The following is a 20742-nucleotide window of genomic DNA, read 5'->3' on the forward strand; positions in this document are numbered from 1 at the left end:
CCATTGATGTCGGAGCCGCCGTTTTCAAGCCATACTTGGTAAGCAGACTTGCCATCGGCACCAGTAGCACCCTTGATGGTGAACAGGTAATCCTTCACATCGACCGTGCCGTCACCGTTGGCATCATTGCCACCGTTTTCAAGCCAGATATCGTATGCGGACTTCCCGTCATCACCCTTGGCACCAGTTGCACCAGTAGCGCCAGTGGTCCCAGTCATGGAAATGTTGTAGTCCTTCTGGTCAACACTACCGTCGCCGTTCAGGTCTTTGCCGCCGTTCTTCAACCAGAAGTCGTAAGCGGATTGACCATCGGCACCAGTATCACCGGTTGCGCCAGTCGCACCAGTAGCACCCTTGTCACCCTTTTCGGCTGTTTCAAAGTCGGTTTCGTCGATAGTCCCATCATCGTTCAGGTCCTTACCGCCGTTAGCCAACCACAGATCGAATGCAGTCTTGCCAGCAGCACCAGTGGCACCAGTAGCACCCTTAGCGCCGGTTGCGCCCTTCATATCGAGTTCGAAGTCGGTTTCGTCGGTTGTGCCGTCATCATTGATGTCGGAGCCGCCGTTTTCAAGCCATACTTGGTATGCAGACTTGCCATCGGCACCGGTAGCACCCTTGATGGTGAACAGGTAATCCTTCACGTCAACCGTGCCGTCACCGTTGGCATCATTGCCACCGTTTTCAAGCCAGATATCGTATGCGGACTTCCCGTCATCACCCTTGGCACCAGTTGCACCAGTAGCGCCAGTGGTCCCAGTCATGGAAATGTTGTAGTCCTTCTGGTCAACACTACCGTCGCCGTTCAGGTCTTTGCCGCCGTTCTTCAACCAGAAGTCGTAAGCAGATTGACCGTCGGCACCGGTTGCCCCGGTTTCACCAGTGGCACCAGTTTCGCCGGTGGCACCTTGAATCCCTTGGGCACCAGTAGCACCCTTCAGGCTGGCGATGAAGTCGTTGACATCAATCGTACCGTTGCCATCGAAGTCAGTACCACCATTGTTCAGCCATACATCATAAGCCGATTTACCATCGGCACCCTTGGCACCCGTGATGGCAATGATGAAGTCATCTTCGGTAACATTGCCGTCGTCGTTCTGGTCAGTGCCGCCATTGTCCTTCCAGACTTGGTAAGCGGACTTGCCATCGGCACCAGTAGCGCCAGTAATATCCTTGATGAAGTCGGAGATATCAATCGAACCGTCACCGTTCTGATCAGTGCCGCCATTATTCTTCCAAATGTCGTATGCCGATTCACCGGCGGCGCCTTGGTCACCCTTATCACCTTTGTCACCCTTGGCGCCAGTAGCACCAGTGATGTCTTTGATGAAGTCGTTCATGTCGATCGTACCGTTACCATCGACATCAGAACCACCATTCTTCAACCAGATCGTGTAAGCAGAGTCACCCTTGGCACCGGTGGCACCCTTCATCGCGATCTCGTAGTCGGTTTCATCAATGGTACCGTTATTGTTCAGGTCAGAACCGCCATTGTCGATCCAAGCCTGGAGCGCAGACTTACCATCGGCACCGGTAGCACCAGTGGCACCAGTTGAGCCTTCCAGGTATTTCAGGAAGTCCTTCACGTCGATTGTGTTATCGCCGTTGAGGTCCTTGCCGCCGTTATCTTTCCAGATGACGAAGGCGGAATCCCCGGCCGGGCCTTGTGAGCCGGTACCAGTCGAATCAACCCCATTAGTCACCGTGAAGCTGCCAGCATCGGAGCCATCTGCGTAGACAAAGTGATAAGTGATCTTATTGCCATCAGTAGTGGTCTTGTCTGGATCAATCTTCGGCGTCTTGCCATCAGCAGGCTTCTGAATCTTGCCGAGGTCAGTCTCACTACCGTCAGGATTCTTGATGTAGAAGACATAGTTGCCGTTACCATCGTCCTTAACGGAAGGCGTCTGGCCGTTGGTGACAACAAAGCTGCCAGCATCGCTGCCGTCTTCATAAACAAGGTGATACGTGGTGGTCTTACCATCATCACTAACCTTGCCTGCGCCGTCAATGTGTGGACTCTGCCCATCCTTAGGCTTTGGAATGGTACCTAAAATGGTGTCGTCACTAGTGTCTTTAGGCGTGCCATTATCGAGGAAGAACTCGATCTTATCGCCGTTCTCACGAACTAACGGAGTTGCGCCAGTCGCACCTGTAGGACCCTGTGCACCTGTAGGACCCTGTGCACCCGGATCACCCTTCATAGCAAGCTCGTAGTCGGTCTCATCGACGTTACCGTCGCCATTCTGGTCAGTACCGCCATTGTCAATCCAGGCTTGCAATGCCGACTTACCATTAGTCCCGTTGGTTACCTTGATGGTTCCAGCATCGGAGCCGTCCTCGTAAACCAGCTTGTAAGTCGTCGTCTTGCCACCGTCAGTAGAGGTACCATCGCCTTCAACGTGTGGGCTTTGACCGTCTTTCGGGACTTCGATGGTGCCGACGGTTTCGTGGGTCTTACCATCATCGCCAAGGACGTAGACGTTGTAGCTGGTAATCTTGCCAGTAGTCGTATCCTTGATTGGCTCAACTTGCGGCGTCTTGCCGTTGTCAACCGTGGTCGTCGTATCAGGTGAGCCATCGCCGTGATGAACGATAATCTGCACGGCGCCATTCGGATGATCCGGGTCTTCACCCGGTTTAAGCGCCTTCGTCTCAATGGTGTCGCCCTTAGCCTCGGTCGTGTAAATCAGCCAGATATCCTGACCGTCTGTGCCGAAGTTGGAGTCAGGAGCGGCAGTATCGTCGATATTATCGAAGTAGCCGTGAACCCCATCAGCCATGGCCAGGTATACTGTCTGTTCCTTGCCATCGATGGTCGCCTTCAACTGCGGATTGTCAGTGAGAATCGTCTGCAAATCATCTGCGTAACTGGCCAGTGGTGCGCCACTCAATTCTTCTTGCGGCTTTAATTCGGTTCCACCGATTGCTTGGTAAACGAAGTGAACGTTGGCCTTCTGGGTTTGGCTCGTGTAGGTGACAAGCACCTTGGCCGTGCCAGGCGTATTCGTATCATCTAGGCCAAACAGGTTCAGGGTCGTCCCTAAGCTGACGCCATCAGTGTCAATGGCGCTCTTGTCGACAGTTGCCGGACTTGCAGTGTAGCCAGCTGGTGTTTTCGGCGTCACCGGCGAAAACGCGTCGGTGGTCTTCCAATCACCAAATTCGCCGTCAATGACATCACCGGTGACGGCATCGGTCGTAAACGTCCGCGAGTAGTGCAGCGTCTCGTGGTCTTCTACCGTTTCATCCGTGGCACCGCTCTTCTTGCTGGCAACGGTGATGTCGATGTTCTTGTGGGTCTGATCGTAGTTCGGGTCTTTAGGATCCGTAGGCGGCTGGTTCTCCTTAGTGCCGTGATCAAGATAGACGTAGAACGTCTTCTTGGTGTTGCCATCAAAGTCGCCGATAATTGGTGTCGCGCCAACTTCAACGTAACCTTCGGCCGTGTAGTCGAATGGCGTGTAGTCGGAAGAAGCAATGCTGGTGCCGGTCTTCCCTTGCAGCTGAACAGCTTGCTTCAGCTCGCCAGAATCCGGTGTATAACCAGTGGCTGGTTCAGTGATGCCGTGGACATCGATATAGTCAATTTCGGCGCCCTTAGAATCGCCCGCAGTGTACTTGACGTCAACGTTAATGGTCGTACCGTTAAGCGGCGTGTCACCATCCTTGACGTTAGCGAAGGCCTTCAGCGCATCATCCAGTGATGCCCCGGTATCAGTTCCAGTGGCCCGCGTGACAGTATCGTCCTTAACACTAGACGTGTAGCCATCAATGGTTGCAACCTTGTAGTCCGCAAAATCCTTCTTAACTTGCCAGTTGCCATAGGTCACTTGCTTGGTGACGTCATCAGTGGTGTAAGACCGTTCGAAGTCAACTTCTTGCGTGTTAGCAACGGTTTCGTCGCCAGTCTTTGGATCCTTGACAGTCACGGTAACGGTAATGTGCTTCTGGGTCTTCGTGTCGTCATCAGTTGGCTGAGTCGTCGTCGTGTTGTGGGTTAAGTAAACGTAGAAAGGCTTTTCGGTATCTGTTAACTGGCCTTCCACCTTATCGGACTGAGCCACGGAGTAACCTTCCTTGGTTGGATCCCAATTTGGCGTGAACGTGATATCATCACCAACGTTACCCTCAATCTTTTGGTCGTGGTCAGTCAGATCAGTACCATCAGTTGGCTTATAGGTCTTCGTACTACTTGGATCTGTTGTATCACCAGTATCGATGTAGTGAACCATAGCCCCTGCGGATGCCACTGTCGTTGGGGTTTTGGTTAGCTCGAACGTGATATCATCACTGCTGTCAGAAACCACATTTATGGTACCAGAACCAGTATATTTTCCGTCTGAGCCTTTCTCGGCGGTAAAAGTACCAGATCCATCCACAGACTTCACATTATATAGTTGTCCATAATACCCGTTCAATGTGTTGCTGACATCGTATGGCGTTTCTACGCCTTTTTCGTCTTGCGAAAAGGCACCACCGGTGAATGACTTGTTGCCGTCAAAATAGACTGCAACGTGTGGTGCTTTTACTTCTGAAGTTGAAAGCACTTTACCTGAGTCAACATCAACAAACGTGATAGCTGCGGTTGCAGCGACAGCTCCCGTATACTTAACATTTGCGGTAGTATCAATTGTTCCTGCCTTTAGCTTATACGAAATCGTGCCACCATTTTTGGCAGCCCACAGAAGCAACAACCCCATCTGCTTATTTTCTTCAGCACTAAAATCATAAAAATATCCATTACCACCCGCCGCGGCTTTAGAAAATGAAATATCCTTATCCAGCAGTGTGCGTGCAATTGACGATGAATCGGTGGATGAAGTTCCGGTATAAGTCAACACAAAGTGTCCCTTATCACTGGCATCATTGGCCAAGACAAATTGCGCATCTGGATACGAGTAAGTAGAATCATTTTTTGGCCTAAGCGTATGGGAAGAATAAAGAGCTGCGTTATCACCCGTCGATGTACCATTCGCTGCACTAATAACACTATACGCGGTCTTTGTAAACAACGCAGTCAAATCATCGGTTCTATATTCCTGTGATCCGTCCGCGTGCTGAACGCCAGTACGGCCCACGGTTGCTGCGTTACCCGTTATGGGCGTATCACCATTATCTGCGGTACCTGTTACGGGCGTATCACCATCATCTGCAGTACCTTGTGACGCGGTAACAACTTGGGCGTTCCCAGTTTGCTCATAACGCGCGCCAGCCGTCTGCTTCGCCTGCTCAACTTCTTCAGGCGTTGCCGCACCAAGATTGGTGACCTCTGTCGGCGTGCTATCACTGTTGTCTTGCGTCTCAGCCTGCGTAGCATCAGGCGTTGCGGTTTGTTGTGTCGCGTCAGTCTGACTGGCACTTGCGGCGGGTTCAGTGCTTTGAGTTGCTGACGTATCGTCAGCTGTCGCAGCTGTGTCTGTGGAAGTTTCCGGCTGGGCAGCGGCTTCAGCAGTCTGAGTGGCTGCTGAAGTATCCGCTTGGTCGTCTGCAGTACTCTTTTGTGAGCTAGCCAGCACTACCTTGTTGGTCGAGGTAGCAGATTGGCTTTGTACCTCTGGTTCTGCCGTATCAGCATGAACTGCATTACCCTTTACAGTTAATGCACCCAAACCAAAAGTGAGTGATGCCATCCCGGCAACCAACCAGAGCTTTCCTGATTTATAAAGCTTGAACCGGTCGGTCCGATCTGCACAATCATGTAACAAACGATTATGTTTATTCACAGTGTCCTTTGTCAAAATCGTTCCCTCCTTGTTAACCCATCTAAAGTCGTGTTTTCGAGTATACCCATAAACACTCCCGTGACGGCGATGAACATTCAGCTTTAGCCTATTATCAAGCCAAAAGGCGGCAACCCATTCAGTGAGATCACGAATGGGTTGCCGCCTTTTCGATTGGGCTGCGATAATGTCAATAATCAAAACCATACAACAAGCCTACGCCGACCAATCATCTTACCCGATCAGCAGCTGAAAACCCGCCGTCGCGAGGCCTGCTAGTCGTCCTGCTCCATATCCAAGATTTCCCCGGAATAGGCATCGATCTTGACGTTGGTGCTGTGGGTGCCGTGGTTGATTTCCACTTCCCACACGGTGCGCCCGTCGTCTTGATCGAGGTCCCAGCTAGTAGCGGTGCCGCTGCCAACCTGGTTCTCGGCAATCTTGGTGATGCTGGTGAGTTTCTCCAAGCCGTCTTGGTTGATGGCGTCGTTGGCGTATTCGCTGTTGCGATCATCGGCATCCAGCGCCTCGTCGCTGGAATGCAGGACCTTGCCGGAGCTGGCATCCAGCGTCAGTTCGTACTCGCGGGTCTTGCTGACGCCTTTGACCTCCCACTGCTCGCTACCGTGCTTGGCCTCAATGTCCATCCCCGTGACGACCGCGCCGTCGAATTGCTGGGTGAATAGCTGCCAGGCTTGGTCGATGGTGAGTTTCACGGTCGGTTTGGCGACACTTGTGCTACTTTGCGCCACCGGTGTCTTCGTCGGGCGGGTGCTGGGTTGGCAGCCCGCCAGTAACAATACGGCAATGCCTAAGCTGAACCAAAGCGATTTTTTCATCGGACCCTCCTGTAACCCTTTTCTCCAGTGTACCAGAAACCAGCCCAAAAAGGGTCGCCATTCGCCGAGTTGAATGTGCTCAACTCGGGCCATGGCGACCCTTTTTCTGACTATCGCTAGCCAACATTCAGATGGTGCTCAGTCGGTGTGCTTGCCGAGATACTTGGCTTCTGCGGCTTTGCGCAACGCGACGGCGTCTTGGAAGCTGTCGCACATCTTCAATAAGACGTAGTGGCCTTGGTAGAACAGGCGCGCGCACCAGCGGCCGGTGGCGCGGTCAAAAGACACGCCGACGACGCCGGAGTGATTCCGCTTGCCGCGGTGCAGCGAGGAATAGTACACCCCATTTTCGTCCTTCAAGGTAGCCGCGCCGTTTTCTTGTTGCGCCAAGAATGCGGCGTTTTGCTTGGCAAGTTGTTGGGAGTTCTGGCGTCTCAGGCAGCCACAACTGCTGACGGTTCCGTGGCGCATGGCATAGCCGTCCACGACGACCTTGTTGCCACAATCGCACTGACACAACCAGGAGGCGTTGCCGTTTTTCTTGGTGCCATGTCGCTTGATCACGGTGAGCCGGCCGAACCGTTGGCCCACCAAGTCGATGGCGCGAGAATGTGTTGTTGCTGGTTTGGTCATCGGCTCACCTCCTTTATCGGCATGTTGCCCTAGCAGGTGCGGCACTGGGTGTTCGCAAACCCCTGGACGCCGCTCCTGCAGTGGTGCAGGCGGTTGGTGAACTGACCAGATTGGCATTGGTTGCATGAGTTTTCCGCCTCTCGCTTTCCTAGAATACAAACGCCTCAGGAGTCTCCTCCTGAGGCGCCAGTTAAATCTACAGTTATTTCTCAGTATCCTCACGCTTGCGCATGCCGACTAACCCAAGGGCTGCAAACAACCCAATGCCCGCAATGGCCAGCCAGTCATTCTGCGCGTCGCCGGTTGTCGGTAGGCGATTGCTAGTTGGTGCGACAGGCGCCGCCGGGGTGACGGTCGGCTGCTTGGTGGCAGTCGGCGTCGTCGGCGTCACCGGTGTACTTTCCGGCGTCTTGGCATTGTACGTCACCGTGTAGCTCAAATCAGCGCTATCACCGGTAACCCCAGCCACCGCGGCCACTTCCTGCGGATCGGCGATGTAACCTGGCACCTGAGGCGCGGTCACGGCAGCAAAGCTGTCACCGGCCGTTGGTGTCCAATCCGTGTAGCTGACCGCCCCGGTGACATCGTCGACCGTCGCGCTGCGGGTAAAGGTCAAGCTGACTTGGTGCGTCGGCGCAGCCGTCTTGCCGTTAGCGAAGCGATACTGGATGGTCTCGGTGACCGTATGGTTCAGGTCCGTCTCTGTCACCCCGGTTGGCCACTGTGGCCCAGTCGGATTGCTTGGATCGATTGGCGTGCCTGGATCGTGCGGATTGTCCGGCGTCACGGTATCGACGTGGTGCTTCAGGTGCACGGTGAACAGCTGATCCACGGTAGTATCATCATCAAAGGTGACACCACTTGCTGGAAAGTCGTCAGAAACCAAATCGTAGCCGTCTTGCTCGTATGCCGCAATGGCACCAGCCGTCTTGTAATCACTTTGGGTCCCGGTATACCCGTGATCGGTATCGGTGCGCAGGTGCTTGCCAGTCGTGTCATCTTCATAGTTGACCTTCAGGTATTGCGTGTCCGCTTCGGTAATCGTCAACGTCCCAGGCGTGGTGGTCACGTCGTAATTCGGGTTGGTCCCGACGGTAACGGTGATTGGATAAGTGCCAACCGCCGTATCGCCACTGAGGTCACTCAGTTGATAGGCCACTGGATCGCCATCAGTTGGCTGCCCCGTGACGGTCCCGACTAAGTCGTCACCAGTGTATGGCTGGTTGTCCCATTTCTTCGTCACGTTCGGCGCGGTCACGGTGACCGGTGCCTTGGTGATGGTCAGCTTGCCATTGGCCGTGGTGACGGTGTAGTTCGGGTTAGCCGTCGCGTCAGCCGTGACGGTAATGGCGTACTCGCCGGCATTCTTATCGCCGCTGACGTCGCTCAAGGTGTACGTCGGTTGTTCGGCCCCTGCCGGCACACCAGTAACAGTACCGGTGAGCGGGTCGGTGTAGCCTTTGCCGTCATATACCTTGGTCTTCGTTGGGGCAGTGATGGTGATGGCCGCTGGCGTGATCGTCAGCTTGCCATCTGCCGTCGTGATGGTGTAGTTCGGGTTAGCCGTTGCATCAGCCGTCACCTTGATAGCGTACTCGCCGACATTCTTGTCGTCACTGACATCGCTCAGGGTGTATGTCGGCTGGTCGGCCCCTGCCGGCACACCGGTAACAGTACCGGTGAGCGGGTCGGTGTAACCTTTACCGTCATAAACCTTGGTCTTCGTTGGGGCAGTGATGGTGATGGCCGCCGGCGTAATCTTCAGCTTGCCATTCGTGGTCGTGATGGTGTAGTTCGGGTTGGCACTGGCATCCACTGTCACCAGGATGTCGTACTCGCCGACGTTTTTGTCGCCGGACACATCCGTCAACGTGTAGGTCGGGGTGACCCCGGCCGTTGGCACCGTCGTCACGGTGCCCGTCAAGGCAGTCGTGTAGCCCTTGCCGTCATAAACCTTGGTGACCGTTGGCGCGGCGATGGTGAGGGCCGCTGGCGTAATCGTCAGCTTGCCAGGCGCAACCGTGATGTCATAGTTCTTATTGGCTGCCGGATCGGCGGTGACCGTCAACGCGTATTCGCCGACGTTCACATCGCCAGACACATCATTCAGCGTATAAACCGGGGCCACACCCTTGGTCGGCTGCCCCGTCACGGTGGCCGTCAAGGCGTCAGCATAGGGTGTGCCGTCATAAACCTTCGTCGCCGTTGGAGCAGTAATGGTGATTGGCGCCTTGGTAATCGAGAAGGTTGCGCTGATGGTCGTCGGATCGAGCTTGCTAAAGTCATAATCCGGGTTGGCCGCCTGCAGATCGCTCAGGCCTTGCGCACTCAGCGTCACGGTATAGTCGCCAACATCTTGGCTGGTAATGCCGGAGTTGTCGAAGTCCGCCGCAGTCCAAGTCGGCGCGGTGAAGCCGGCCGGCAAGGTCACGGTATAGGTCGTCGGATCCGTGCTGGCATCCCCGTCGTACTGCTTCGTGGCACCTGCCATCGCGATATAGTTCACGGTAAAGACCTGCGAGTCAATGCTGTAGTTATCGACGATATCGTCAAAGTCAGGATGCGCCGCCACAGCCGCCGCCAAGGTCGGATAAATCGTCCCTTCCACAGTCGGCACGGCCTTGCTCGGGTCGCTTGGGTCGTGCGCCACGCTGGTCACCGTCACGAAGTAGGTCTTACCAGGTTGCGCCAAGTTGGCATCCGTCGTCTGGAACGTAATCTGATTGGTGCCGGTTGGGGCCGGGTTGGTCGTGGTCGTGCTTGTGTTCGGCGTTGCGTCGCCGGTAGCCGTTTCCTTGTCGGCGCCGTCGACGACCAGTTTGGCTTGATCAAGTTGATAGTGGTTCACCAACGTTGCACTGCCATCAGCCTTCAACGTGCTGTCGCCATCAGTCCAGACATAGATATACCCTGGAATTGGCACAGACGTATCGTTCGAGATGGTGTCCCCAGTCTTCCCATAAGGGTTAGATTCTGGTTGGCCTGCGTCATCAAAAGTCGCCTGGGTCAAATTCGTGTCGCCGTTGATGATGTTCCCATTTTGGTCGACATTCTTGATAATCCCGGTGGTGAGGATGCTGTCCTTGATGGTGCCGGAAACATTTTGCAGCCCATCGGCGCGGTAAGTGAAGCCAAAGCTGGTCACTTTACCCTTATCGTCCGCACTGGTCGGATCGGCCACATTCAGGACGATTTCATCAGACGCCTGCGCAGCCAGCGTCGGTACCTGGGTCAAAATGGCGGCAATGCTGCTCCAGTCAGTGACTTGCCCTGCGGTGAGCAGATCATCGGCGGTGGTCGTGCTGGTGCCACTGCCGTTCAGGTAGAGGACGTGGCCATTATCCAGCGTGACGGTTGACCCGTCATCGCTCATGGTCAACTGATGCGTCGAGTACAGCGTCGTGGTGGCGTTGCCTTCCTTGACCGGACCAGTCAGCTTCAACGCAAACGTTCCAGCGGCATCAGCCGTGTTTGGCGTGTTCGTCTGCGGCAGGTTCAAGATTCCTGCCACATTCGCTACCGTGCTGGACGTGTCATTCGTCATCCGCATCCGAACCGTTTCGGCATCGGTGCCGTTTGGCAGTGGGGCGTTGGCGCCATCGTCACTGTAACCTTCATCCATGTTGCCCTTGATGGTGCCGCCGAGGTTCAGCTTCGCCGGGGCTTGAATGGCCAAGGTGTTGGCCGCATCATCCCCGTAACCCACGGCAAAGGCGTCACGGCTGATGTTGCTCATGTTGATCGCGAACATGCTCAGGCCAGAGACCTTCGTCGTGTTCCCATCGGCATCCGTCAGCGTTGTGGACAGGTTTTGCGCATCCTCTGGGCGATAGTTACTGCCCGCGGTGGCAGCATCAAATGGCTTGGTATTGATCACGGCACTGGTGTCATCACCAGCGACCATGAAGACCGGCGTCGCTTCGCCGTCTTTACCGCCATTAGCGGCGGCAGGCACATTCACCGTGGTGCTCCCAACGGCATAACTGGTGGCGCTCGTGTTGGCAATATTCAAACCAGCAGTATTGGCGTCAGAATCAGCCTTAAAGTTGAACTTCAGCTGCATGTTCGATGGCAGCCAGTTCAACCCAGTGCCGGTGTAGTCGATCTTGTATACAATTTGGCCGTCAGCATTGGTGTATTGCGTGACCGTCGGCGTGGCGGACACACCATTCCAACCCGCACCGACCTTGGTGAACAAGGTCCCGTCGGTGTTCTTGACCAGCTGGGTCTGCTTCGGCACCGTCACGTAGAAGACGGGTTCGAACTTGATCCGCGACACGCCGGCGAACCCGGTGGCATCATTGCGGTCCTTATCGGTCGGCCGGTTAGCATAGCCAGTTTGGTTATCATTGGCGACGCCGCCGTTATGGATATTGTTGAGATAATAACCATTGGCGTTCAAGTTCACCGTCGCCGTCTGGTTCGTGTCCCCTGATACCCCCAGCGACAAGGAGAAGGTCTGGCCAGGCGTGATGGTCGTCCCGGTGTCACTGATCGTATTCAGGGTGATCGGTGCACTGGCCACGGCGGTGATTGGCACAACTTTATCTGGGCTGTAAACCGTTAAGTCGTTAGCCGGAGTGAAGCTGTACTTCAGATTCAAGACCGTGCCATCTGCCACGCTGCTGTCGACGTGACCCAAAATCCCGAAGCTTTGCGCATACAGATCATTGACCGCCCCGTATGGTTGGCCGTTGACGTTTTCGCCACCGCCACCGAAGTTGAACTGATCGGTGGTCAATAGGCTATCGCCGGAATCCATTTTGTTCGGCGTGATGTGATAGCCGGTAATATGAGCGCCGGCCGGTACCGTCAGCATCGTCGTCGTGTTGACCGTCCCGGTTCCAGGCAAGGTGGACAGCGTCGTGCCTTCCTTGACCTGTGAGAAGCTCGCGCTGGTACCATCCGAATAATCGACGGTAATGTCATACGTCAATGGCTGGTTGTTGGTCCAGTCGCGCCAAGCCTGACTCGCCAATGGCACGTACAAGCCGGTCGAGTCGATTCCGTCTGGCACTGCCACGTTGATCGTCCCAGCGATCGGCCGCGTCCCACTGACCTGATAGCCCATGGTGGCGAGCACATTACTGGTCGTATCGCCAATCAGCAACTTGCCGGTATCATTGGCCGCTAGCCCCGTCAAATTCAGGGACAGGTTGTTATCACTCTTGATTTGAGGCGTCGTGTTATTACGAAGGACCACCAGGAAGTAGTTTAAGTAGTCCACATATTCTCGCGTGCCAATTGGCGCATCGTGCGTCGCACTCGGACTATCTTCCGTGACCACCATGTCCTTGACCGGCCCAGAGGCGGTGTGGCTGTAACTCAACGACTTCAGTGCGAAATAAGCATTGGCCAACGTCTCGTCGATTACCTTAGGATTGCCGAGCCATTTGCCAGCTGTGACGGCATCAATGTCAGCCTGCGTGTAGCCGGCGAAGCTGCCGACGAAGCGAATCCCTTGCAACTCATCATTGGCCGATACTGTCCCGGTCGTGGAAACGATCAGGTTGCCACCCTTCCCATCTGGTTGGGTGATGGACAGTCCCTCGATGGCCCGGCCGAGCTGATAATTGGCCTGCTCAGTCGCCGCTTCGTTTAACGTGAAGTCGATTGGCACCGCGATTTCAGCATGTTTGATGATGTAGTTGGTCGCAACGCCGATACTCTTGCCAGCCATCGAATTGGTACTACCAGCCGCCGCAGGGTCGCCTGCATCAAGATCAAGTTGAAAGGCGTAATTCACCCCGTTGTATAAAAGGCTACTACCTGGATTCCAAACCGTAATTTGCTTTAACTCGGCGCCATTCAGCTCAACGCCACTATCAAGGGTCAACTTAGTGGTTTGGTCATCCACATTCGTGCCGCCATAGGTAATGGTCAGTGCGGTGCCAGGCTCAATGCCGCCCGTCGACCCACCGATCCCACCGGAAGCGGTGGTATGCGACGCCAGGTCAGCCGGTGCGGTCCAATTGGCATCGCCGACTTGGTTCATTGTCACCGTCTGAGTTAGCGTGTCGCCGGTATTGGCCACGGTCCAAGTCAAGGTCGCACTGCCATCCGCATTATAGGTGATGACCGGATCCCCAGTGGCCTGGGTATTCATCTTGTAGCCGATGCCACCAGGCAGATCGCCAGGCACGGTAACATGGAACGTGTCCCCGGCGTTGCCGGTGTAACTGAAGTTGAACGACACGGCGGAATAAATCGATTTCAGCCCATCAAGGTGAAAACTAGCTGTCCCATCACTGTTGACAACGACCAGGCCGGCATTGTCCGTATTCCAAGTCAACCTATCACTCTGGGCCGGATCGACGACTTCGCGGAACGCCGACAATAAGCCTTGCGCCTTGATCGCCGCCACGGCGGCTTGATAGGTGGTCGTGTCGCCGGCGGTAATGATGAGATCGCCGTAAGCATCAACGGCGCCGGTGGCACCGGTTGGCAGCACCGCCTGCGCCAAGGCAGCCTGCGCGGCGGCCTTAGCGCCGCTCTTGGCCCCGTTGCGGTCAGAGTCTAACATGACCGCCGCTTGGGTCAGCTCCTGGTTCATCGTATTCAAAATCTGGGCGGCCTGGGCTAACTTGGCCACGGCTGCACTTGGATTGGCGGCGGCAATCGCCTTCGCGCCGGCAGTTAAATCCAGGACCTGCTTAGTTTCCTTGGCCTGGCTGGTCTTCAAGGCGTGCATCGCCGCGTTGTTCACGATGGTATCCTGCGGGTCGGCGGCGGCCAGTTGGTCGTCTTGGGCCACGTATTGACTCAGTTGTTGTTGCGTGCGCTGGGCGCCTGTTGCCACCGTGGTCGCCGTGGCATCGCTATACTGACTGGTGGTCGCAGGCGTCTTGGTCGCCGCGGTCTTCGCCGCCGATTGGGCAGGCGCGGTCGTGGTCTTAGCTGGCGTCGCAGTGGCCGCCTTGGCCGCCGGTGCCGTGACGGTGACTTGACCAGCCGCCACATTAGTCTCGGTAAGGTGGCGCGTCGGGTTAGCGGCTTGCAACTTTGCTAGCCCGCTGGCATTCAGCGTCACAGCATACGTGCCGGCCTTAGCGGCATCCACAGCGGACACGTCAAAATCGCTCGCCGCAAAACTAGGCGCGGTCAAGTCGCTGGCCACCTTCGCCGTTGGGGCCACCGTGCCGTTGATCGGCATGGCTGGTGCCGTGACGGTCACGGCAGTCCCGGTGTAATCTGCTGGTTGGGTCGTTGCCGCCGCTTGGGTGGCGGCTGAAGTTTGGTCGGTGACTGCCGGCTGTTCTGCCGCCGCCGCGTCTAATTGTGGGGCCAGCATCAGCCCTGCCACTAACAAGGACATGCCTGCAGTCATCCACAACTTACCTTTTTTGAATAACTTATAATGGCGTTTTTCTTCTTCAAGATCCCGTTGCAGCCGTGCGTGTTTCCTAGAATATGGCATTTGAGTACTCCTTTTAATTCAATGCTTACCTACTCACCGCTTTGCTGCTCCCCCAGCATCAAAGTCCAACTGATTGGATGGCTAACCGCTACACCATGGGTTCATCGCTATACTTCCTCCTTGAGTCACTTGCCTGATAGGTCACTACTGGGCTCATTTATACTGCCAGCGCTAAGCCGGTTCTTAGCGCCTAGCCGTATTCAATGATTACCGGCTGCCTATAATCTAACACGCTTTTACCTCTTGTGGTTTCTAACATTTTTATTGAATAATCAAAACATTTAGAAACCCGTACTTACCATGATTAGCCCAAACTTAGGTAAAAAGGGGGTATCATAAGGAAAGAGTAAACGAGGAGGAGCCGCCGTGAATTTCACTGCGCTTTTTAACCAGTCAGACCAAACGACTTATGCCATCTTGCAGGCGTTGATGCAGCGCACCGACTTGACCCGCACGACGACTAGCCTCGCCGCTGACTACGACTTAACGCCTTACCAGTTGAATAAGTATTTCGAGACCATTAATGCCGACCTCCAGACCGTGACTACCGGCACGCCGGCCTACCTCGACGCGTCGCAGCGTGGGGTGTGGCGCGCCCACGGCCTTACCACCTACATGGTGCAGCGCATCGGCTTGCTGGCCCTGCAGCGGTCGAACTTATTTATCGTTTTTGAATATGAATTCTTCTATAAAAATCGTTTGGCCAAGCGCGACTACATTAACCAACACGCCATCTCGACGCCAAACTTCTACTTGATGACCAATTCCCTCCACACCTTGTTAGCCAACGAACATTTTTACGCCGCAACCGGCGGCGCCACCAACCCGGAAAGCATCATTCGCCTGCACCTGTTCGAGCTGTACTACACCGCCTACACCGGCGTCGCTACGCCGTTTGCCGAGTTGAACGCCAGCGTCGAGCCGCTGTTGCAGTGCTGTGCCGATTTTATCGGCCACCCGCTGCGCCCGACGCAAGTCACCAAGCTCAGCCTGTTCATCAAGATCTGGCAGCTGCGCATTCAAAACGGCGAGACCTTGACGGCAGACGCACTGACGCTCAGCGCATTGCCGGCCGAGAGCCAAACTTTCATCGCTCAGCTGCAAGCCGTCACCACCCCTGCCCCGTCTGCTCGAGAGGCCGGCTACCTGTTGGCGTTTCTGCTGACCCAGCAGTTTGCGCCACTACCAGACGCCGCGCTGGCCACCACGTTCCCAGCGGTGAAGCCCTTGACCGCCAACTTTATGGGGTTGTTGACGGCGCAGTCGGCGCTCATTGACTGCAGCCGCTTGGACCTGGACCGGCTGACCGCAAGCCTCAATCAGCTACACCTGCAGCTGGTGACTTTTTTCGTCGAGCCCACCACCTTCATCGACCCCACGCAGATGCAGTTTTTCCAGGAATTATATCCCGGCTTCGACGTCGTGATCAATGCGGCCCTTCAGCACCTCGAACAAGTCAGCACCACCCCGCTGACGCCAAAGTTGCGCGTCAACTTGTACTTCTCCTACATGTTCGCCTTGATTTCGGCGATTCCGCCGCGCGCCGTCAACGACGAGGTCTTCATCTGCGTCGACTTCTCGGAAGGCGCGCTGTACTCGGATTATGTCATCCAGACGCTCGCTGCGTTTTCCCACGCGCACATCGTGGTGGAGGATAACGTCAGCACCGAAACCGACATCTATATTTCCGACTACCACTCCGACCTCGTCGACGCCCCGCAGGTGATTTGGCAAAACCCGCCGACGCCGACGGACTGGTCGGACTTAGCCGACATGATCCTCACCACCAAACACGACAAGACCCTACAACTGGTGAAATAGAAAGGAGGCGCCGCGATGCGTCAAGCCACTGACCACTTACCTTTATCGCTACTGTCCACCGCGGCGCTTGCCGCCGGGTTGCTCGGCCTCACCTTGATTGCCCCAGCGCCGCTTGGCACCCCCGCCATCCGCGTTGAAGCCCGGGCGGCCGGCCGCGCTTCGGTGCATTTCGTCGACATCGAAACCGGCGCGCGCCTCAGCGGCCAAACGCTGACCCCCACCGGCAGCTTGCGCATGCCAGCCGGCTACCGGCTGATCGACGCCAGCACCTTGGCCAATGTGCGCACCACCATTGCGGCCGGCTATGACACCGACGTTAACTTGCGGGTGGCCGCGCCGGCCACGGCCACCGTTCGGTATGTCACCGCTAGCGGCAAAATCATCGCCACTAGCCACGTCGCCGGTTACGCGACGCAACGCCAGCTGGTCACCCCCAGCGCCCCCGCTGGCTACACCTTGTTGAATGCGGCGGCGCGCAGCGTCGTTCTCAGCAATCACCCCGCCGTCGCCATTACCTATCGCGTCGCCCCCACGACCACGACCAGCACCGTCACCTTCCGCTACGTCTTGGATCAAGGCACCGTCGAGCGGCAAGTCGCCGCTAGCACCATCACCGGCGTCGTCGGCACCAGTGGGCACTTCGCCGCGCAGCTCCCCAGCGGCTACCGGCTTGCCGGTGACCAGGCGGCCAGCGTCCCGTATTTAGTCACGGCCCGGCCGCATTCCGTGTTGATTCATCTCACCCGGGCCACAAAAGTCGCGCCAAGTGCGCCGACCAAGGCCAAACCCGCCACCGGGATGATCACCATTAGCGTCATCGACGCCGATTCCGGCCAGGTGCTGTTCACCCAGCCGATCTTCGGGCCGGTTGGCCAACCGGTCACGATTAACCAAGCCGCCTTATTGCGCCGGCTCGGGCTCGCCGTCAAGCTGGTGGGCGCAGGCTTACCACAGCGCGTCACCTTTCAAGCCACCACACAGCGCTTAAGCCTGCGGGTGCGGACCAGCGCCACGCGCGACCCGTTGGCCAAGGCGCATGACTTGCCGGCTACTGTCGCCCCCGAGCCGAGTGGGCACACATTAATCGCCCGCCAGCTCTACCGCGCAGCGCCGGTGGTACACCCTACTGGTCCACTCATCGACACGCAGCCATTGGTGGCGCAGGCCCGCCACTTGCCGCCGGTGGTCGTCAGCCGCAAGCTCGTGCTACCGCACACCATCACCAACGACGGCGGCGGTAGCCTGGCCCGTTCGATGTTTGCCAAGTACCTGATTGCCCTTAGCGGCAAGATTAATTACGGCATCAAAGCCTGATGCCACAAACAAGGGACTGTGATAAAACCACAGCCCCTTTTGCGTATCCGAATATTCCAGTGATGTTACATGCCAAAACCGCCTTTTGTCACAGCGCGCAAAAAAACCGCCACCCAATCTTGGGTGGCGGTTAGTCTGCCGTCTGCTGGGCTCGAACCAGTGACCTTCTCATTACTAGTGAGATGCTCTGCCAACTGAGCTAAGACGGCATGGTACGGTGGCAAGTTATTGCCAATGCCGCAAACAGGAGTCGAACCTGCACGAGGATAACCTCACAGCGACCTGAACACTGCGCGTCTGCCAATTCCGCCATTGCGGCAACAACAGGAATAAGTATATCAACCCGACCAAGTTTTGCCAACCCCTTTCGCGAAAAAAATCCGGGTTGGCCCAAGTTCGACACGCGGCTCGCCGTAAGCGTTGCGGTACAATTGACCCAAGGAGGAACAGCGATGAATACGATTACGTTTGATCTGGCGGCCAAGGTCGTGCGGCCGCGCCCGGCCATTAGCCACAAAGGCACATTCGGCCGCGTCTTGATCATCGGCGGCGCCCCACAATACGGCGGTGCCGCGATTCTCAGCGCCAGCGCGGCGGTGTATGCCGGCGCCGGGCTGGTGACGGTGGCCTTGGCCGCCACCCACCACGCCGCCTTACGCACCCGCCTGCCCGAGGCGATGGCCATCACCTGGACCGATGACGATGACGTCAGCGACGCGTTACGCGCCGCTGACGTCATCGTCATCGGCCCCGGGCTGGGCGTTGATGCCGCTGCGCTAGCCGTCCTGCGCCAGACCCTGGCCGCCGTTAACGCGCAGCAAACCCTGATTATCGACGGCAGCGCCATTACGCTGTGCGCCAGCCAGCACCTGACGCCCGCGCACGCAAACGTCGTCTGGACGCCGCACCAAATGGAATGGCAACGCCTCTCGGGCCTGGCTATTGCCGACCAAACGCCGGCCGCCAACCAGGCCGCGGCGGCCGAACTGCCGGGTACGGTGATCGTCAAGCAGCACCGCACCGAAATCTTCACGCCTACAGCCGCCTTCGTCAATCCCATCGGCGGCCCGGAATTAGCCACCGGCGGCTCTGGCGACACGCTCACCGGGATTCTGGCCGCCTTTATCGGCCAGTTCTCGGCCAGCGCCGAGACCATTTGTGCGGCGGTGTACACGCATAGTGCGGTTGCCGCGGCAATCGCTAAGACGCAATACGTCGCCTTACCCACGGCGGTCATCGCCGCCTTGCCGGGTTACATGCGCCAGCTGGCCAACCAGCCTAACTAATTACTGCATGTGCAGGCGCCGCCGCAAGCCGCCGACGCGCGCGCCGAGAATCATATCCGCCAGCCGCGTCTTCAAGACGGCATAGCCATAAACGGCAATGCCAATCGGCAAGGCGACAATCAGCATCACCAAGGCGCCGAATCCGCGCTGCGGGTCGACCACAAAGGCCAAGAGCCACTGCACCAGCCGCACCACGACGGCCATAATCATCGAAAACGTCAAGATGCCGACTAGCCGGTGCAGCGTCTGCCGGGCCTTGATTGGATAGCGCGTCCACAGTGACCACAGCATCAAGGCACTGGATACCAGCGTCCCGACCAGCGTGGCCAAGGTCGGCCCATAGACGTTGAAGAAGAAAATAAACGGCCACTGCAAGACAATTTTCACCAGCAGTCCCGCGGCCATCTCCAGCATCGCCAGGCGGTTGTGAAACAGGCCTTGCATGACGCTGGCCAAGACGGTGTACAGCCCCAGTCCAATCGCCAAGGCGCAGGATTCCTCCATCAAGGACACGCCCAGCGCGTCGTAGCCGAAGAACACGACGTACATCGGCTCGGCAATCGCCCACATGCCAAAGGCGGCGGGCAGCATCACGATGAAGAACAGCTGCATGACGTTGGTGGTTTGCGCCGCCACTTCGGCTAGATCGTTTTTCGTTTTGGCTTCGGCCAGAATCGGCAGCGCCGCTACGGCCATGGCCACGGCGATGCTAACGATGATCATGATTTGCTTGTTGGCGTTGCCGGCGAAGATCCCGTAGATCTCGCCGAGGCGCTGGGGGCTCGCGGCATACCGCAGGCGCATCAGCGGCTCGAAGGTGTATTGATCGATGATGTAATACACGTTGATGGCCGAATCCATGATGATGAACGGCACGGCCTGGCGCATCATGTCCAGCAGAATCTGGCCAATGGAAATGTCCAGTTGGTTGGCGCTTTGCGCGACGAGTTCCCGATAGTGCTGGCGCTGGCTGAAGAAGTACCACACCAACAAGGCCAAGCCGAACACCGCGCCGACGAAAGCGGCGAAGGTCGACTGCGACACGGCTTCGACGTAATCGCCGTGCCCGCCAGGTGCGGCCAAGCGCATGATGATGTAGGTCATCAACAACATGTACACGATGCGCGCCAGCTGCTCGATGAATTGGCTCAAGGCGCTTGGCGCCATTTCGTTATAGCCTTGGAAGAACCCGCGCATGATGCTCATCGCCGGAATCAACAATAGTGGCCAAGCCAGCGAGCGGAACACCCGCGTCAAAGCCGGGTCGTGCAGCGCCAAGGCCGGGGCGAAATACCACATCAGCCCGCAGGCGACGACGCCCATCCCCACCATGGCCAAGAGTCCATGGAAAAACAGCCGAAACCCCGTGCGGTACTCGTTCATCGCGTTATAATGCGCGACTTGCTTCGAGATGGCCCCCGGGATTCCCGCCGTTGAGATGATAATAAAAATGCTATAAACCTGGTACCCCTTGGTAAACAGCACATTGGCGGCTAAAAACGCGCCGCCGAGCCAAATGCGCCAAGGTACGATATAAATCGCCCCGAGTACCCGGGACAAAATGCTCCCTGCCGTCATCCACGCGGATCCGCGCAGCATTTGTTCCTTTGCGCTGCGGACCGGCCGCGCCGTGGTTCGTTTCTCCATCACAATTCTCCAATCGTTACCCCTCATTGTAATGGAACCACCCGGCGGCGGCAAACGAACTT

The 20742-nt window shown here is 56.8% G+C and carries 8 protein-coding genes, 2 tRNA genes and 1 pseudogene; 3 read left to right on the forward strand and 8 right to left on the reverse strand.

Annotation, left to right across the window (positions count from 1 at the left end; genetic code table 11):
- The 5 genes and pseudogenes from FD02_RS05905 to FD02_RS05920 all read right to left on the reverse strand — a co-directional run.
- A partial coding sequence (locus tag FD02_RS05905) for a mucin-binding protein (RefSeq protein WP_235806681.1) occupies window positions 1-4235 on the reverse strand: 4235 nt, incomplete at its 3' end.
- 1344 nt (window positions 4236-5579) lie between these two features.
- Window positions 5580-5930: pseudogene (locus tag FD02_RS11660) on the reverse strand (KxYKxGKxW signal peptide domain-containing protein); the annotation flags it as partial.
- 68 nt (window positions 5931-5998) lie between these two features.
- Window positions 5999-6562 (reverse strand): PepSY domain-containing protein, encoded by a 564-nt coding sequence (locus FD02_RS05910; RefSeq protein WP_056951135.1) that lies wholly within the window; start codon window positions 6560-6562, stop codon window positions 5999-6001.
- A 138-nt stretch (window positions 6563-6700) separates the two neighbouring features.
- Window positions 6701-7195 carry a hypothetical protein gene (locus tag FD02_RS05915; RefSeq protein WP_054722920.1) on the reverse strand — a complete coding sequence of 165 codons (495 nt, stop codon included), beginning with the start codon at window positions 7193-7195 and terminating at the stop codon, window positions 6701-6703.
- A gap of 202 nt (window positions 7196-7397) precedes the next feature.
- Window positions 7398-14612, reverse strand: coding sequence for an MBG domain-containing protein (locus FD02_RS05920; protein WP_056951137.1), 7215 nt, complete (start codon window positions 14610-14612; stop codon window positions 7398-7400).
- Window positions 14613-14978: 366 nt separating this feature from the next.
- Here FD02_RS05920 and FD02_RS05925 point away from each other — a divergent pair, with 366 nt between their 5' ends.
- Both FD02_RS05925 and FD02_RS05930 read left to right on the forward strand, forming a co-directional pair.
- Window positions 14979-16433 (forward strand): hypothetical protein, encoded by a 1455-nt coding sequence (locus FD02_RS05925; RefSeq protein WP_056951139.1) that lies wholly within the window; start codon window positions 14979-14981, stop codon window positions 16431-16433.
- Window positions 16434-16448: 15 nt separating this feature from the next.
- Complete coding sequence (locus FD02_RS05930; protein ID WP_056951140.1) at window positions 16449-17747, forward strand: hypothetical protein; 1299 nt, start codon at window positions 16449-16451, stop codon at window positions 17745-17747.
- 136 nt (window positions 17748-17883) lie between these two features.
- Here FD02_RS05930 and FD02_RS05935 read toward each other — a convergent pair.
- Window positions 17884-17956: transfer RNA gene (locus FD02_RS05935), tRNA-Thr, on the reverse strand.
- 26 nt (window positions 17957-17982) lie between these two features.
- Window positions 17983-18066: transfer RNA gene (locus FD02_RS05940), tRNA-Leu, on the reverse strand.
- Window positions 18067-18199: 133 nt separating this feature from the next.
- On the opposite strand from FD02_RS05940, the gene FD02_RS05945 reads away from it, so the two are divergent.
- Window positions 18200-19033: an NAD(P)H-hydrate dehydratase gene (locus FD02_RS05945; RefSeq protein ID WP_056951143.1), complete on the forward strand. Its 834-nt coding sequence runs from the start codon at window positions 18200-18202 to the stop codon at window positions 19031-19033.
- Here FD02_RS05945 and FD02_RS05950 read toward each other — a convergent pair whose 3' ends face one another.
- Entirely contained in the window at window positions 19034-20680 is a 1647-nt protein-coding gene (locus tag FD02_RS05950; RefSeq protein WP_056951145.1) for a putative polysaccharide biosynthesis protein, read from the reverse strand. It abuts the gene before it with no gap.
- Window positions 20681-20742 lie beyond the last annotated feature (62 nt).

Source organism: Lacticaseibacillus nasuensis JCM 17158, assembly GCF_001434705.1.
Lineage (GTDB): Bacteria > Bacillota > Bacilli > Lactobacillales > Lactobacillaceae > Lacticaseibacillus > Lacticaseibacillus nasuensis.

Excerpts from the sequence above, each read along its gene's own strand:
- FD02_RS05950 (WP_056951145.1), bottom strand. The coding sequence starts at position 20,680 with ATGGAGAAACGAACCACGGCGCGGCCGGTCCGCAGCGCAAAGGAACAA.
- FD02_RS05920 (WP_056951137.1), bottom strand. The coding sequence starts at position 14,612 with ATGCCATATTCTAGGAAACACGCACGGCTGCAACGGGATCTTGAAGAA.
- FD02_RS05930 (WP_056951140.1), top strand. The coding sequence starts at position 16,449 with ATGCGTCAAGCCACTGACCACTTACCTTTATCGCTACTGTCCACCGCG.
- FD02_RS05915 (WP_054722920.1), bottom strand. The coding sequence starts at position 7,195 with ATGACCAAACCAGCAACAACACATTCTCGCGCCATCGACTTGGTGGGC.
- FD02_RS05945 (WP_056951143.1), top strand. The coding sequence starts at position 18,200 with ATGAATACGATTACGTTTGATCTGGCGGCCAAGGTCGTGCGGCCGCGC.
- FD02_RS05910 (WP_056951135.1), bottom strand. The coding sequence starts at position 6,562 with ATGAAAAAATCGCTTTGGTTCAGCTTAGGCATTGCCGTATTGTTACTG.